Genomic DNA, 16,000 nt, shown 5'->3' with positions numbered 1-16,000 from the left:
TGACCTTCCATTAGTCAACCAACCCGTATTTCGTTAACGCCTTACCATACAATACAAATCCAAAGGCTTTCTAGTCGCGCTCCTACGCTATGCATCTATATAGACGTGGGCATGTGCGGTGCGGATGACGTCACACGTCGGCACCTGGTCGGCGTTCAGTCTGCTCTGAGCGAAGTCCGCCGGCACGCCCAGTCGTTGCGCGACCGACACTTTCTTCCCCCGCGATAGATCCCCAGCCGCGTCAACATCACCCCGGCATACACTCAAAATCCCGCACCCTCGCCACCTGCTTGCCCTCCCCGTCATACAACCTCGCCCTCACCTCAGTCCCCAAGGTCGACTCCACCAGTTTGTAATGCTCCCCCGCCTTGAAGTTCGGGTAGCTCACCTGCCCGCGGCAATCGACCTGGTTGGAGTCGCCGCCGACCTCCTCGAACAGGGTCACGTCCAGGCGGTGGGCGCCGGGTTGGACTTCGAAGTAGCGGCCGTCGTCGACGTTCTTGCCGTCGACGCGTTCGGCCATCAGGTCGCTGGGGCCCTCTTCTTCGAGGCTGATCCAGGCTTCGTTGGGATCGGCCTTGGGCATCGGGCCGGCGCAGGCGGAGAGCAGCAGCACCAGGCTCAGGGTGGGAATCAGCAGCAGCGGTTTGGCGTTCATGGCAGGTACCTCGGCAGTAAAAAAATCGACACAGGGCGGAGCGAAAAAAGCGCTCGCGCCGATTGCCATCCAGAGTGTCGAGGCACCCGCCACAGGACAAATGAATCCCCGTGAAAGGAAATTCAGGCCCAACCTAAAACTTCCTTCACCTGGCTGAAAGCCGCGTGTTAGGTGGGTCGCGGCAGGCTGCCGAGGTTCGTTTTCCCTCGGAGGTCCACCGCATGCTCGGGCTGGTCAAGACCGCTCTGCTCAAGCCCTACACGTTTATCGTGCTGGCGATTTTTATCTGCATCATCGGGCCGCTGGCGGCCCTGCGTACGCCCACCGATGTGTTCCCCGATATCGGCATTCCGGTGGTGGCGGTGGTCTGGCAGTACACCGGCCTGTCGCCGGACGCCATGGCCGGCCGGGTGATCTACACCTACGAGCGCTCCCTGAGCACCACGGTCAACGACATCGAGCACATCGAGTCGCAATCCTTGCCGGGCATGGGCATCGTCAAGATCTTCTTCCAGCCGGGGGTGGATATCCGCACCGCCAACGCCCAGGTCACGGCGGTGTCGCAAACCGTGCTCAAGCAGATGCCGCCGGGCATCACGCCGCCGCTGATCCTCAACTACAGCGCCTCGACGGTGCCGATCCTGCAGATGGCCTTTTCCAGCCCGACCCTGTCGGAAGCCAGAATCCGCGACCTGGTGCAGAACAATATCCGCCTGCCCCTGAGCTCGGTACCGGGGCTGGCGATGCCGACGCCCATGGGCGGCAAGCAGCGGCAGATCACCCTCGACCTGGACCCGCAGGCCCTGGCCGCCAAGGGCCTGTCGGCGCAGGACGTGGGCAATGCCCTGGCGGCGCAGAACCAGATCATCCCGGTGGGCACCGCCAAGCTCGGCGCCAGCGAGTACACGGTGCTGCTGAACAACAGCCCGACGGCCATCGACGAACTCAACGACCTGCCGATCAAGACCGTCGACGGCGCGCTGATCACCATCGGCCAGGTGGCCCATGTGCGCGACGGTTCGCCGCCGCAGAGCAATATCGTGCGGGTCGACGGCCACCGCGCGGTGCTGATGCCGGCGCTGAAGAACGGCAATATCTCCACCCTGTCGATCGTCGATGGCATCCGCCAGATGCTGCCGCGCATCGACGAAACCCTGCCGCCGGCGCTGAAGACTTCGCTCTTGGGCGACGCCTCGGTGTTCGTCAAGCAGTCGGTGGGCAGCGTGGCCCGGGAAGGCATCATCGCCGCGCTGCTGACCAGCGCGATGATCCTGCTGTTCCTCGGCAGTTGGCGCTCGACCCTGATCATCGCCGCCTCGATCCCCCTGGCGGTGCTCGCGGCCATCGCCCTGCTCGCCGCCAGCGGCCAGACCCTGAATGTCATGACCCTCGGCGGGCTGGCGCTGGCGGTAGGGATTTTGGTGGACGACGCCACGGTGACCATCGAGAACATCAACTGGCACCTGGAACAGGGCAAGGCGGTGAAGGACGCAATCCTCGACGGCGCCCGGCAGATCGTCGGCCCGGCGTTCGTCTCGCTGCTGTGCATCTGCATTGTCTTCGTGCCGATGTTCCTGTTGCAGGGCATCGCCGGTTACCTGTTCCGCCCCATGGCCCTGGCGGTGATCTTCGCCATGGCCAGCTCGTTCATCCTCTCACGCACCCTGGTGCCCACACTGGCCATGTACCTGCTCAAGCCCCATGTGCCGGAGCCGGGCCCGGGGCATCACCCGGAAGACGCATTCATCAACCACCACGAGGGCGAACAGCACGCCCCGCCGCGACATGCCCTGGTGCGCGGGCTGCTGGGCTTCCAGCAGGGGTTCGAGCGGCGCTTCTCCAACGTGCGCGACACCTACCACGGCCTGCTGACCCTGGCCCTGGCCCACCGCAAGCGCTTCCTGCTGGGTTTTCTCGCCTGCGTGCTGGCCTCCTTCGCCCTGCTGCCGAGCCTGGGCCAGGACTTCTTCCCGGCCACCGACGCCGGTGCGCTGGCCCTGCATGTGCGCCTGCCCCTGGGCACGCGGATAGAGGAAAGCGCGGCGGCCTTCGACCGCATCGAGGCGCGGATTCGCGAGGTGATTCCGCCGGAGCAGCTGGACAGCGTGATCGACAATATCGGCATTCCCCTGAGCGGCATCGACATGGCCTACAGCAGCAGCGGCACCATCGGCCCGCAGGATGGTGATATCCAGGTGACCCTCAAGCCCGGCCATGCGCCGACCGCCGACTACGTGAAGCGATTGCGCGAAGCCCTGCCGGAGAGTTTCCCCGGCAGCCAGTTCGCCTTCCTGCCGGCGGACATCAGCAGCCAGATCCTCAACTTCGGCGCGCCGGCGCCGCTGGACGTGAAAATCTCCGGGCCCGACAGCGCCGCCAACCGCGCCTATGCCCTGGAACTGCAACGGCGCCTGCAACATGTGCCGGGCATCGCCGACCTGCGCATCCAGCAGTCCACCGGTTACCCGTCGCTGGCGGTCAAGGTCGACCGCCTGCGGGCCAATGGCCTGGGGATCACCGAGCGCGACGTGACCAACAGCATGGTGGCCTCCTTGGCCGGTAGCTCCCAGGTGGCGCCGACCTTCTGGCTCAACCCGCAGAACGGCGTGTCCTATTCCATCGTCGCCGCCACCCCGCAGTACCGCCTGGACAGCCTGCCATCGCTGGAGGCGCTGCCGGTGACCGGCAGCAACGGCCAGTCGCAGATCCTCGGCGGCCTGGCCAGCATCTCGCGGGTGGACAGCCCGGCGGTGGTCACCCACTACAACATCCAGCCGACCCTGGACCTCTACGCCAACGTCCAGGGCCGCGACCTGGGCGGCGTGGCCCGGGATATCCAGCACGTCCTCGACGACAGCCAGGCGCTGCGGCCCAAGGGCGCGACCATCAGCCTGCACGGGCAGATCGATGCCCTGCACGAAGCCTTCAGCGGCCTGAGCCTGGGCCTGCTGGGCGCGGTGGTGCTGATCTACCTGCTGATCGTGGTCAACTTCCAGTCCTGGCTCGACCCGTTCGTGATCATCACCGCGCTACCGGCGGCCCTGGCCGGCATCGTCTGGATGCTGTTCTTGAGTGGCACCTCGCTGTCGGTGCCGGCGCTGACCGGGGCCATCCTCTGCATGGGGGTGGCCACGGCCAACTCGATCCTGGTGGTGAGCTTCTGCCGCGAACGCCTGGCGGAACACGGCGATGCCCTGAAGGCCGCGCTGGAAGCCGGCTACACGCGCTTTCGCCCGGTGTGCATGACCGCCCTGGCGATGATTATCGGCATGCTGCCCCTGGCCCTGTCCGAGGAGCAGAACGCGCCCCTGGGCCGCGCCGTGATCGGCGGCCTGATCCTCGCCACCACCGCCACCCTGTTGTTCGTTCCCGTGGTGTTCAGCCTGGTCCACGGGCGTCACCCCACTCGCGCTGTCGCTGGAGAAAGTACCCATGTCGCCTGAACACACCCCCTCGCGCAAACGCCTGCTGTGGCTCGGCATCGGCGGCCTGACCCTGGCCGCCCTGCTGGTGGCCAACGGCCTGGCCGCGCGCACCCGCCATGAACGCGCGGTGGCCGCCTGGACCGAAACCGCCGCCGTGCCCCAGGTGCTGGTGTTCCAGCCGCAGCAGAACCGCCAGGGCGACGTCCTGCGCCTGCCGGCGCACCTGGAAGCCTGGAGCAAGGCGCCGATCCACGCCCGAGTCAGCGGCTACCTGAAAAGCTGGAACAGCGACATCGGCGCCAAGGTTCAGGCCGGGCAAGTCCTCGCCGAAATCGACAGCCCCGACCTCGACCAGCAACTGGCGCAGGCCCATGCCCGGCTGGTGCAGGAACAGGCCAATGCGCGCCTGGCGCAGACCACCGCCGTGCGCTGGCAGAACCTCGTGGCCAGCCACTCGGTGTCGCGCCAGGAGGCCGATGAAAAAACCTCCAACGCCGCGGCCGCCAAGGCCAATGCCGAAGCGGCCGCTGCCGATTACGCGCGGCTCTCGGCCCTGGAGGACTACAAGACCATTCGCGCGCCCTTCGCCGGCACCATCACCGCGCGCCACACCGATATCGGCCAGTTGATCAAGGCCGACAACGACAGCGACCCGCAGCTGTTCGATCTGGCCGACACCCGCAAGCTGCGGCTCTACGTGCCGGTGCCGCAGAACTACGCCAGCGTGATCCGCCCCGGCCTCAGCGCCGAGCTGACGGTGCCGGAGCACCCCGGCCAGCACTTCAGCGCGCGGCTGATCGGCGACTCCACCGCCATCGATCAGCGCTCCGGCACCCTGCTCGCCCAGTTCGTCGCCGACAACCCCGACGGCGCGCTGCTGCCCGGCGACTATGCCGAGGCCGCCCTGGCCCTGCCCGCCGACACCCGGGGCGTGAGCATTCCGGCCAGCGCCTTGATCTTCCGCGCCCAGGGCACCCAGGTGGCGCTGCTCGACGAGCACAACCACGTGCACCTGCGGGACATCCATATCGGCCTCGACCTCGGCGCGCGGCTGGTGATCGACCAGGGCCTGCAGGCCGCCGACCGGGTCATCGACAACCCGCCCGATGCCCTGCGCGAAGGCGACCTGGTGCAACTGGCCGACGCCGGAGGTGAACATGCGCCCAAGGCTTGAGCCGCTTGCGGTGTTGCTGGTGCTGGCCCTGCAAGGCTGCTCCCTGGCGCCCGGCTATCAGGTGCCAACCGTGGAGCTGCCGGCCCACTACCGCGAACAGACCAGCGACGGCCCCTGGCATCCGGCGCAACCGGCGGATCAGCTGGCCAGCCAGTGGTGGCTGCTGTACCAGGACCCGCGCCTGGATGACCTGCAACAACGCCTGCTCAAGGCCAACCCGAACCTGGCGGCGGCGCTGGCGCACTTCGACGCGGCCCAGGCCTATGCCAGCCAGCTGCATGCCGGGTTGTTCCCGCAGATCAGCGCCAGCGGCCAGTCGCTACGCCAGCGTCAGTCGGACCACCGGCCGTTGCGCGGCGGCAGCCAGCCTTCGCTGTACAACAGCAACAGCGCCGGTTTCTCGCTGAGCTTCGACCCGGACCTGTGGGGGCGGATTCGTAACCAGGTGGCCGCCGGCGATGCCCAGGCCGAAGCCTCGGCCGACGACCTGGCGGTGGCGCGCCTGAGCCTGCAACAGCAGCTGGCGACGCTGTATGTGCAGCTCAATGGCCTGGATGCGCAGCGCACGATCCTCAGCCAGTCCCTGGACGACTACGCCCAGGCCCTGCAACTGACCCGCAGCCGCTACCAGGGGCAGATCGCCTCGGAACTGGACCTGACCCGCGCGCAAAGCCAGCTGGCCAGTGCCGAGGCCGAGCTGGACGAAGTACGCGGGCAACGCAACCTCACCGAACACGCGATCGGCGAACTGGTGGGCGAACCGGCCAGCCAGTTCCAGCTGCCCGCCACCCAGCAGACCCTGGCCGTGCCCAGCGTGCCGCAACAACTGCCGAGCGCCCTGCTGCAACGCCGCCCGGACATCGCCGCCGCCGAACGCCGGGTGTTCGCCGCCAACGCCAACATCGGCGTGGCCCGGGCCGCCTGGTACCCGGACTTCAGCCTCACCGGCCTGCTCGGCGGGCAGACCCAGGGCAGCGGCAACCTGCTGGCAGCGGGCAATCGCTACTGGGCGCTGGGGCCTCTGGTCAACCTGCCGATCTTCGACGGCGGCCGCCTGAGCGCCAACGAACGCCAGGCCCACGCCGAATTCGAGGAAGCCGCCGCCCATTACCGCGGCCAGGTGCTGCGGGCGGTACGTGAGGTGGAAGACAACCTGGGGCAACTGCGGGACTTGCAACAGGAGGCCCTGGACCAGCAGGCGGCGGTGAATGCCGCCGAGCATACGCAGGCCCTGGCGATGAACAGTTATCAGGCGGGGGCGGTCAGTTATCTGGAGGTGGTGACGGCGCAGACTGCGGCGTTGCAGGCGCAACGGGGGTTGCAGGCGGTGCAGACGCGGCGGTTGCAGGCGAGTGTGGGGTTGGTGGGGGCGTTGGGTGGGGGGTGGAACGCGGGGGGCTGATGCCAGAGGCAGGGCTATGGAAAGCTCGATCTGTGGCAAGGGGCTTGGAAGTCGTAAAACATTAATCCTCCTGTGTACATATCCGTTCCTGCGGTTACGGCCACTTAGGGTTCCGCCCTTACGGCGGGTCACTTTGGAAAGGCGCCAAAGTAACCAAAACGCCCTGCCCCTGGCGTCCGGTCCTGCTCCGTGGGCCGCCGCCACAGGCCATCCATGGCCTGGGGCGGCTAACTCGGCATCCCTGCCGAGTTGCCCACTGCGCAGAACCTCCACTCGGCCTCCCGATGGGGCAAACCATCAAAAACAACGCGAGGCGGCCTACCGGCCGGCCTGGCTGGGAATGCGGTCTCTGTAGCCGCTGCCGAGCGCAGCGAGGCTGCGATCGAGGCCGAAGGACTCGCCAGGCGGACACTGCGTTTCCCCAGATCCTGCGAGGCGTCAGGTTTAGCGGCCCTGCGGGCCGATCGCAGCCTCGCTGCGCTCGGCAGCGGCTACACAAAGCGTGTCAGACAGAAGAGTTGCAGCGTGGCAAAGGCAGCAAGCTTTGGCTTGGCTTGGCTTGGCTTGGCTTTGTTTTGGCTTTGGCTTGGCTTTGTTTTGGCTTTGGCTTTTGATCTATTGGCCCCGTTAACCACGCTGGCCGAACGCAGGCATTGAGCCGTGGGTAACCCGGCAGGACGCCGGGTTAGCCGCACTGGGCCATGGATGGCCCATTGCGGCGGCCCACGGATCAATGCCGGAGTGAGGGCATGCCGAGCCTAGGCGAGGCACCGAGTGGTGGGGCAAAGCGTTTTTGGTTCCTTTTTAGGCGTTTGTAAAAAGGGACTCGCCGTAAGGGCGAAACCATAAGCCGCCGTTACCGCAGGAACGGATATGTACCCCATCCAAAAAGTGCAACGCCAGAGCCAACGCCATCGCAAGCAATCGAACGTCGACCATCTGCTCCTACAGAAGCCGACCTGCAGCAAGAGCAAACAGCCTGTGGCCAGCGCCTCAGATATGGCAACTGCTCAAGCCATTCTTTTCCAGGTAGCGCTGGTGCGCTTCATCCGCCAGTTCAAACCGACCCAGGGGCACGATCACCGTGGCCACGGGTTTGTTGAGGCGGCCAGAGTCTTGCAGGGCCATCTTGGCCTGCCGTGCCTGTTCGGCCTGTAGGGCGTTGGTGTGGAAGATCGCCGAGCGATATTTCCCCCCAGCATGCTCCCCCTGCCGATCCACCGAAGTCGGATCATGCAGCCCCCAAAAGTGCTCGATCAGGCTCGGATAAGCCAACACCCGAGGATCGAAGTCCACCTGCACCACCTCGATCCGCAACGACTCGTCGCCCGCCTCCACGGCGTAGCCCACCCGTGTCTCCACCACCCCCGGCAACGCCCGAAACGCAGCTTCCGCGCCCCAGAAACAGCCCGCGCCGAAGGTCGCCTGTTTGATCCCGCTCATGTTCCGATACTCCTCGCTCACTGCACCGCTCCGACTTTCTCGCCGCTGGCGCCCAGCCATTGATCGACGATCGCCGGGTTGGCCTGGACCCAGGCCTTGGCCGCTTGCGCCGCCGGTTGTTGTTCCTTCTCGATCCTGAGGATCAGGTCGTTCAGCACCTGCGGGTCGATGCTGAAGTTCTCCAGGAAGGCAGCGATCCGTGGCGCGCGTTTCTGCAAGGCGCTGGAGGCCAGGACATAGACCCGGGCGTCCGGGTAGGCGCAGGTGATCTTGCTCTTGTTCAGCCAGTCGGCGTCCACCGTCGGGCTGATGAATTTCCAGCAGCCATCAGCCTTGTACAGCGGGTCGCCCTTCTTGTTGTCCTGGGCGTAGCCGTCGAACGCCGGTTCGTCCAGGCGGCGCAGGTCGAAGGCGGAGAAGATCCAGTCCGGGGTGTAGGCGTAGAACACCACGCCGCGCCGGGCCTTGTAGGCCGCGGCCAGCTTGGCGTAGGTCACCGAGGCTTCGGTGGACACCGATTCGAATTTGTCGGCAAAGCCGAAATCCTTGGCCTTGATCTGGCCGATATAGGTCGACTCCCAACCCGCCGGGCCCACCAGCAATTGCGCCTTGCCGCCGCCCAGGGGTTCGAAGAGCTTGGCCACTTCGGGTTTCTGCAGGTCGTAGACCGACTTCACGCCGTATTGGTCTTGCAGGTAGCCGGGTATATAGAAGCCCTGCACCCCCAGGTACGGCTGCTTGTTCGGCACCAGGGAGCGGGTGCCGCCGGTGACGTACTTGGCCCAGGCGGCGGATTGATTAGGCAGCCAGATATCGGTCAGCACATCCACCGAGCCGTCGCCCTTGGCCGCGGCGGCGAACAGCACCGGTATGTCACCGGCGAGATAAGACACGTCGCCGTCGAGGCGGCTTTTGATCACCTCGCCGAGGATGTTCTGGATGGCGATGGCGCCGGTCCAGTTCTGTTCGCCGATGACGATCTTGTCCTTGGCCAGGGCTGGCAGAGCCAGCCCCAGGAGCAGCGCGGCGGCGCCCAGGGTGCGGGAAAACGACTTGTTCAAGAGACACCTCATTGCTGATGGAAAGCGCGATCCCGCTGGCGCAGGGTCGCTTGAATGATGCGGTCGGGAATCAACGCGCAGAACACGATCGCCGCGCCGGCCAACATGCCCTCGCCGCCCTTGATATTGCGCAGCGCGGTCATCACGTCGTAGCCCAGGCCGCCGGCGCCGATCAGCGCCGCGACCACCACCATCGACAGGCTCATCACCAGGGTCTGGTTGATCCCCAGCAGCAGCGAGCCGGCGGCCAGGGGCAGCTCGACCTTGGTCAGGATCTGCCACGGCGTGGCGCCATGGGCCAGGGCCGCTTCGACGGCGGTCTTGGGTACTTCCCGGATCCCCAGGGCAGTGAGGCGGATCATCGGCGCCAGGGCGAAAATCACCGTGGCGATCACCGCCGGGGTCTTGCCCACCGAGAAGAACGCCACCGCCGGGATCAGGTACACGAAGGTCGGCAGGGTCTGCATCACGTCCAGCAAGGGCGTGATCAGGCGCCGCGCCAGGGCGCGCTTGGCCAGGAGGATGCCGGCGGGCACGCCGATCAGCAGCGACAGCAGCACCGAGGAACCCACCAGGGCCAGGGTGGCGATGGTCCGCTCCCAGAAACCGAACAGGCCGATATAGAGCAAGGCCGCCGCGCTGGTCAGGGCCAGGGCCGCGCCGGCACTGCGCCAGGCCAGCAGCACCAGGGCCAGCGCCGGCACCGGCCAGGGCAGCCAGCCCAACAGGCTTTCGATGCTTTCGATCACCGTGCGCACGGCGACAATCACCCCGACAAAGGTGCTTTCGAAGGTGACCTGGGACCAACCGATCAACTGGTCGATGGCCGCCGCGGTGCCCAGCAGCGCCTGGCGGTCGGCGGGAAATTGCAGCCAGGGGCCGCTGGCATCCACCGCCAGCACCCGCCACAACACCAGGCCCTGGCACAGCAGCAGGACCAGCCACGGCAGGCGCCAGTCGGAACGGCCCTGGCGGCTCGGGCGACGGGCCAGGGTCACACTGAGCAGGCGGCTGAGCGACAGGCCGAGCACCACCAACCCAGCCCAACCGAGGCTGGCGCTGGCCAACCACTGCCCCAGGGCACTGGCCGCCGCCAACTCCAGGGCGAACCCCAGCCAATACAGCGCGCCACAGCCGCTGGCAGCCAAGGCCGCCGGCCCCAGCAACAGCGCCTGCCAGAAGGAAAACCCCGGGGCCACGGGCGCCGGAGCCGCTGTTGTCTTAGCCGAAGCGACGGGCGCCACGGCCAGCGTGTCGCTGCGCGCGCCGTGCTCCTGAAAGAAGTCCGCCACCTCGGCGTCCGCCGGCTGCTCTAGCAACTCGCCGGGCGTGCCTAGCTGGATCAGCTGGCCCTGGCGCAGCACCGCGATGCGGTCGGCCAGGCGCAGGGCTTCCGCCGGGTCGTGGGTCACCAGCAAGGTGGTGATGCCACGCTCGCGCACCAGGTGCAGAAAGTGGCTTTGCAGGTCGCGGCGGATGGTCGGATCGAGGGCGCTGAAGGGTTCGTCCATCAGCAGGATGTCCGGCTCGCTGACCAGCGCGCGGGCCAGGCCGACCCGCTGCTGCATGCCGCCGGACAGCTCATGGGGATAATGGTCGCCCCAGCCCTCCAGGCCCATGGCCCGCAGCTGCACATCGGCCGCGGCCTGGCGCAGGGCCTCGGGTTCGCCGCGCAGTTCCAGGGGCAAGGCGACGTTGTCGCGCACGCTGCGATGGGGCAGCAGGCCGAAGTGCTGGAAGACCATGCCGATGCGCCGCGAACGCAGGGTGCGCAGGTCCTTGGCCGAAAGCTGGCTGATCGCCGCGCCATCGATCAGCACCTCGCCGCTGCTGGGCTCGATCAGCCGGTTGATGTGCCGCAGCAAGGTGGACTTGCCGCTGCCGGAGGTGCCCATCAGGCACAGCACTTCGCCACGGTGCACGCTGAGGCTGACCTGCTCCACCGCCGGCGCGGACGAGCCGCGGCCGTAGTGCTTGGTCAGGTTGCGCAGCTGGAGCACCACCTCGGCGCTGGCCGGTTGCGGGGCGGACGAGGCTGGGACGGCAAAGGCCTCTTGGGGGTAAACGGCAGACACGGGCACTCCTGATGCCGGACGCGCAGCCGCGTCACCGGCAGTGATAAAGAAGAAAAATGGCTGGGGCCGGCCAGGCGGCTACCCCGTGGGAAGGGGCTCGCCGACACAGGCGAGCCAAGGCTCAGTTACAAATGCTTGGGGTTCCACAGCTGCACCGCGCGGGCATCCACCGGCTTGGGCAGGAGCTTTTCCTGGTAGAAGGCATCGGCGATTTTCTGCTGCTCGCCCAGGGCGTCCGGCTGCACCGCTTCCACCTTGTAGGTGCGACGACTGTTGGCCAGTTCCACCGTGCTCACGTCCAGGTTGCCCCACAGCGGGCCGAGCAGCTTTGCCGCCTCCGTCGGGTGCGCCTTGACCCAGGTGCCAGTCTTCTGCAGCTCGGCGAACACTTGGTTCAGCACCTCGGGGTGGGCCTTGGCGTAATCGTTGGAGGCCAGGTAATAACGCCGGTAGCTGGCCAGGCCCTGGCCGTCATGCAGCACCCGCGCGCCCTGCTGGCGTTCGGCGCTGGCGACGAAGGGTTCCCAGGTGACCCAGGCATCGACCTTGGCGGTTTCCAGGGCGGCGCGGCCGTCGGCCGGGGTCAGGTACACCGGCTGGATGTCGGCGAAACCCAGGCCGGCCTCGCGCAACGCGGCGATCAGCAGGTAATGGCTGCCGGCGGCCTTGGTCACGGCGATACGCTTGCCCTTGAGGTCGGCCAGGGACTTGAGCGTGGAATCCTTGGGAATGACGATGGACTGGGCCGCAGGCGACGGGGTTTCCGTGGCGAAGTAGGTCAACTGGGCGCCGGCGGCCTGGGCGAACACCGGCACGGTGTCGGCGACGTCGGCGCTGATGTCGACGTTGCCCACGTTCAGCGATTCCGCCAGGGGCAGGCCGCTGGTGAATTCATGCCAGGAGATCTTCACGCCCTGCCCCGCCAGCTGTTTTTCCAGGGTGCCCTGGGCCTTGAGCACCGCCAGCAGGGTCGAGGATTTCTGGTAGCCGATACGCAGGTCGGTATCGGCCTGGGCATTGAGGACCATGCCCAGCGCCAGACCGGCCAGGGCGGTGATCGACAAGCTACGACGCAAAGCAAAGGGCAGGCGCATGGGGGCGGACCTTCTGGGAGACAGGAAAGTCGCTAAAAGCTAATCGATCTAAGAATTCAAATATAAATACTTTTTAAGCATTAGCTTAGGTTCGGCTGGCAGGCCCGAGGTGCATGTGCTGGCCGATCACCCATCCCCCTGTAGCCGCTGCCGAGCCCGCGAGGCTGCGATAAGGCCGAAGGCCTTCAGCGGTCTTGAGATCCCCGCGCCCCCTGCGGGGTCGATCGCAGCCTCGCAGGCTCGGCAGCGGCTACAGGCGCATGTCGTCAAGCAACGCGCTGTCCTTTGGCGACGGCCTGGGACGCCGCCAGCATTGCCCGCAGCAACACCGCGCAGCCGGCGGCGAGGTCGTCGGGGTCGGCGTTTTCGATTTCGTTGTGGCTGATGCCGCCTTCGCAAGGCACGAAGATCATCCCCGCCGGGCCCAGCTCGGCGACGAAGATCGCGTCGTGCCCGGCGCCGCTGACGATGTCCATATGGGACAGGCCCAGCCCCTGCGCCGCATCGCGCACCGCGTCGACGCAGATCTTGTCGAAATACAGCGGCGGAAAGTCCGCGGTCGGCTGCAGGTCGAAGGTCAGGCCATGTTCTTCGCAGGTGCTGTCGATCACCTGGCGCACCTCGGCGATCATCGAGTCCAGGCGCGCCGGTTCCAGGTGCCGGAAGTCCAGGGTCATGCGCACCTCACCGGGGATCACGTTGCGCGAACCGGGATAGGCCTGCAGGCAACCCACGGTGCCACAGGCATGAGGCTGATGGCCGAGGGCGGCGCGGTTGACCGCGGCCACCACCGCCGCCGCGCCGACCAGGGCGTCCTTGCGCAGGTGCATCGGGGTCGGGCCGGCGTGGGCTTCGACGCCGCGCAATTTCAGGTCGAACCACTTCTGGCCGAGGGCACCGAGCACCACGCCTATGGTTTTCTTCTCGTCCTCAAGGATCGGCCCCTGCTCGATATGGGCTTCGAAGTAGGCCCCCACCGCGTGCCCGCTGACCTGGCGGCTGCCGGCATAGCCGATGGCGTTCAGCGCATCGCCGACGCTCACGCCTTCGGCATCGGTCTTGGCCAGGGTTTCCTCGAGGGTGAATTTCTCGGCGAACACCCCGGAGCCCATCATGCACGGCGGGAAGCGCGAGCCTTCTTCGTTGGTCCACACCACCACTTCCAGCGGCGCCTCGGTTTCCACCCCGAGGTCGTTGAGGGTGCGCAGCACTTCGAGCCCGGCCAGCACGCCGAAGCAGCCGTCGAACTTGCCGCCGGTGGGCTGGGTGTCGATATGGCTGCCGGTCATCACCGGCGGCAGCTGCGGGTTACGCCCGGGGCGGCGGGCGAAGATATTGCCGATGCCATCCACCGTGACCGTGCAGCCGGCCGCCTCGCACCACTGCACGAACAGATCGCGGGCCTGGCGGTCGAGGTCGGTCAGGGCCAGGCGACAGACCCCGCCCTTGACCGTGGCCCCGAGCTTCGCCAGCTCCATGAGCGACTGCCACAGGCGGTCGCGGTTGATGTGCCGGTGGCTGGATTGCAGAACGTCGACGGCAGCGTTCATGGTGATCTCCTCAGGCTTTTCTGGTTGTCGTTGACGAGGGGCGCTCGTCTGGAATCTGGCGATGGGCGATGGACTTTTTCGCGAGCAAGCTCGCTCCTACAAAAAGCCACACGGACCCTGTAGGAGCGAGCTTGCTCGCGATTGGCCGGCCGCCATAACGCCATTCAAAGGTCATACCGGCGTCTTGACGCTCACGCTCTGCGGGCGGCCCATGCTGCACAGCCCGTAGTAGAGGATCCCGCCCAGGGCCGAGCCGGTGAACCAGCCGTAGCTGTAGAACCAGCTGAATACATCGCTGCCCAGGGACAGCACCGTCAGCGCCACCGGCACGCCAAAGGCGATAAAGCCGTAGCCGTTCCACGCCGGGTAGACGTCATCGCGGTACAGCCCGGCCAGGTCCAGGCGCTGTTTCTTGATGATGAAATAATCCACCACCATGATCCCGGCGATGGGCCCCAGCAGGCTGGAGTAACCCAGCAGCCAGTTGGAATACACGGTTTCCAGGCTCACGTCCGAGACCAGCAGGCCGAGCTTTTTCAGCAGCTCATGGGCCATCAGCGCCAGGCCGACGAGCCCGGTGAGGATCACCGCCTTGGTGCGGCCGATCAGCTTCGGTGCGATGTTCTGGAAGTCGTTGGTCGGCGAGACGATGTTCGCCGCGGTGTTGGTCGAGAGCGTGGCGATGATGATCAGCGCCATGGCCAGGGCCACCCAGCCGGGGCTCTGGATATGGCCGATCAGGCTCACCGGGTCGGAGACGGTGACGCCCACCAGTTTTACCGAGGCGGCGGTCATCACCACCCCCAACGCGGCGAACAGGAACATGGTCAGCGGCAGGCCGAAAATCTGCCCGAGGATCTGATCCTTCTGGCTTTTCGCGTAGCGGCTGAAGTCCGGGATGTTCAGCGACAAGGTGGCCCAGAACCCAACCATCGCCGTGAGCCCGGCGAAGAAATAGCTGTAGACGCTGGCGCCTTCCGGACGCTTGGGCGGAATCGCCAGCAACTCGCTCAGGGACACATTGGGCAAGGCCCACACCAGCAGCCCGACACCCACCGCCACCAGCAGTGGCGCCGACAGGGTCTCCAGCCACTTGATCGACTCGGCGCCGCGCAGCACCACCCACAGGTTGAGGATCCAGAAAATCATGAAGCCGATCACCTCGCCGGTGCCGCCCAGGGCCTTCCAGCCCTCGAAGATCGAGCCGAGGAACAGGTGGATCGCCAGGCCGCCGAACATGGTCTGGATGCCGAACCAGCCGCAGGCCACCAGGGCGCGGATCAGGCACGGCACATTGGAGCCGATGACGCCGAAGGACGAACGCAGCAGCACCGGGAACGGAATGCCGTACTTGGTGCCGGCGAAGGCGTTGAGGGTCAAAGGGACCAGCACCACGATATTGGCCAGCAGGATCGCCAGCAGCGCCTCGCCCACCGTCAGCCCGAAATAGGCGGTGAGCACACCGCCCAGGGTGTAGGTCGGCACGCAGATCGACATGCCGACCCACAGCGCGGTGATGTGCCATTTGTTCCAGGTGCGCTCATGGACCTTGGTCGGCGCGATATCGTGGTTGTAACGGGGGCTGTCGAGCACGTCGCTGCCGGCGTCCAGCTCGTACAGGCCGGCACGCTCGGTCACTTGGGATCTGTTCTGTTGCATGGCCGCTCCACTTTTTTCTGATTATTTTTGCTCATCAAACGGGCTGGCAGACGTGCTGCCAGCCCGGCGATGGCCGGAGAACTGACGACTTTTACCGACCGGCCATCCTGTCGACGGCGGCACTCAATAAGCGTGCCGGCTTGCCCGTCGACGGTGCTCCACAGTCGGTAAAATCCATGTAAACAACTGATGTTTCTTCAGTTTTATTCTGAACAACTTCCTGCTCTGGATAACTTGCCGGTTCACTCAGGCCGAATGCCGGGCAAGTTGTCCATCGGGTCAGGACTCAATCTGGTGCACGCAAACTTTTTTCAAACTTTTGTATGGACCACAGGCCTCCTTCAAGCGGCTGATTTCACATAGGAAATCTTGCTCATATTTCGATCCTGTCAAGTGCGTCAAAATGGTGAAAGGCTGCACCATTTTGCGGATTTACGATTTAAATCGTTATATTTCAAT

10 protein-coding genes are annotated in these 16,000 nt (G+C 66.0%); 3 read left to right on the top strand and 7 right to left on the bottom strand.

Annotated elements, in window-relative coordinates; genetic code table 11:
* Positions 1 to 247: 247 nt before the first annotated feature.
* Positions 248 to 658 carry a PA0061/PA0062 family lipoprotein gene (locus AC3RCP_RS12960; RefSeq protein WP_492569847.1) on the bottom strand — a complete coding sequence of 137 codons (411 nt, stop codon included), beginning with the start codon at positions 656 to 658 and terminating at the stop codon, positions 248 to 250.
* Between the two features lie 221 nt (positions 659 to 879).
* On the opposite strand from AC3RCP_RS12960, the gene AC3RCP_RS12955 reads away from it, so the two are divergent.
* Genes AC3RCP_RS12955 through AC3RCP_RS12945 form a run of 3 tightly spaced genes read left to right on the top strand, consistent with a single transcriptional unit; the run spans position 880 to position 6,659 of the window.
* A complete protein-coding gene (locus AC3RCP_RS12955) occupies positions 880 to 4,101 on the top strand; it encodes an efflux RND transporter permease subunit (protein ID WP_492569845.1) in 3,222 nt (1,073 codons plus the stop codon).
* Positions 4,091 to 5,257, top strand: a complete 1,167-nt coding sequence (locus tag AC3RCP_RS12950; RefSeq protein WP_492569843.1) for an efflux RND transporter periplasmic adaptor subunit — start codon at positions 4,091 to 4,093, stop codon at positions 5,255 to 5,257. Before AC3RCP_RS12955 ends, AC3RCP_RS12950 begins: the two co-directional genes overlap by 11 nt.
* Positions 5,241 to 6,659 carry an efflux transporter outer membrane subunit gene (locus tag AC3RCP_RS12945; protein WP_492569842.1) on the top strand — a complete coding sequence of 473 codons (1,419 nt, stop codon included), beginning with the start codon at positions 5,241 to 5,243 and terminating at the stop codon, positions 6,657 to 6,659. Before AC3RCP_RS12950 ends, AC3RCP_RS12945 begins: the two co-directional genes overlap by 17 nt.
* Before the next feature lie 993 nt (positions 6,660 to 7,652).
* On the opposite strand, the gene msrA is transcribed toward AC3RCP_RS12945, so the two are convergent.
* From msrA to AC3RCP_RS12915, 6 genes are all read right to left on the bottom strand, one after another.
* Positions 7,653 to 8,102: a peptide-methionine (S)-S-oxide reductase MsrA gene (gene msrA, locus AC3RCP_RS12940; protein ID WP_492569840.1), complete on the bottom strand. Its 450-nt coding sequence runs from the start codon at positions 8,100 to 8,102 to the stop codon at positions 7,653 to 7,655.
* Between the two features lie 17 nt (positions 8,103 to 8,119).
* Entirely contained in the window at positions 8,120 to 9,175 is a 1,056-nt protein-coding gene (locus AC3RCP_RS12935; RefSeq protein WP_492569838.1) for an ABC transporter substrate-binding protein, read from the bottom strand.
* Complete coding sequence (locus tag AC3RCP_RS12930; RefSeq protein ID WP_492569837.1) at positions 9,172 to 11,238, bottom strand: ATP-binding cassette domain-containing protein; 2,067 nt, start codon at positions 11,236 to 11,238, stop codon at positions 9,172 to 9,174. The genes AC3RCP_RS12935 and AC3RCP_RS12930 overlap by 4 nt, the downstream gene beginning before the upstream one ends.
* A 125-nt stretch (positions 11,239 to 11,363) precedes the next feature.
* Entirely contained in the window at positions 11,364 to 12,332 is a 969-nt protein-coding gene (locus AC3RCP_RS12925; protein ID WP_492569836.1) for an aliphatic sulfonate ABC transporter substrate-binding protein, read from the bottom strand.
* Positions 12,333 to 12,598: 266 nt separating this feature from the next.
* A complete protein-coding gene (locus tag AC3RCP_RS12920; protein WP_492569834.1) occupies positions 12,599 to 13,882 on the bottom strand; it encodes a Zn-dependent hydrolase in 1,284 nt (427 codons plus the stop codon).
* Between the two features lie 171 nt (positions 13,883 to 14,053).
* A complete protein-coding gene (locus tag AC3RCP_RS12915; RefSeq protein ID WP_492569833.1) occupies positions 14,054 to 15,541 on the bottom strand; it encodes an NCS1 family nucleobase:cation symporter-1 in 1,488 nt (495 codons plus the stop codon).
* Positions 15,542 to 16,000 lie beyond the last annotated feature (459 nt).

This window comes from Pseudomonas sp. GW822-FHT05A08 (assembly GCF_058800485.1).
This window is presented reverse-complemented; position numbering and strand designations above follow the sequence as displayed.

Excerpts from the sequence above, each read along its gene's own strand:
- AC3RCP_RS12935 (WP_492569838.1), bottom strand. The coding sequence starts at position 9,175 with ATGAGGTGTCTCTTGAACAAGTCGTTTTCCCGCACCCTGGGCGCCGCC.
- AC3RCP_RS12945 (WP_492569842.1), top strand. The coding sequence starts at position 5,241 with ATGCGCCCAAGGCTTGAGCCGCTTGCGGTGTTGCTGGTGCTGGCCCTG.
- AC3RCP_RS12915 (WP_492569833.1), bottom strand. The coding sequence starts at position 15,541 with ATGCAACAGAACAGATCCCAAGTGACCGAGCGTGCCGGCCTGTACGAG.
- msrA (WP_492569840.1), bottom strand. The coding sequence starts at position 8,102 with ATGAGCGGGATCAAACAGGCGACCTTCGGCGCGGGCTGTTTCTGGGGC.
- AC3RCP_RS12955 (WP_492569845.1), top strand. The coding sequence starts at position 880 with ATGCTCGGGCTGGTCAAGACCGCTCTGCTCAAGCCCTACACGTTTATC.
- AC3RCP_RS12960 (WP_492569847.1), bottom strand. The coding sequence starts at position 658 with ATGAACGCCAAACCGCTGCTGCTGATTCCCACCCTGAGCCTGGTGCTG.
- AC3RCP_RS12920 (WP_492569834.1), bottom strand. The coding sequence starts at position 13,882 with ATGAACGCTGCCGTCGACGTTCTGCAATCCAGCCACCGGCACATCAAC.
- AC3RCP_RS12925 (WP_492569836.1), bottom strand. The coding sequence starts at position 12,332 with ATGCGCCTGCCCTTTGCTTTGCGTCGTAGCTTGTCGATCACCGCCCTG.
- AC3RCP_RS12950 (WP_492569843.1), top strand. The coding sequence starts at position 4,091 with ATGTCGCCTGAACACACCCCCTCGCGCAAACGCCTGCTGTGGCTCGGC.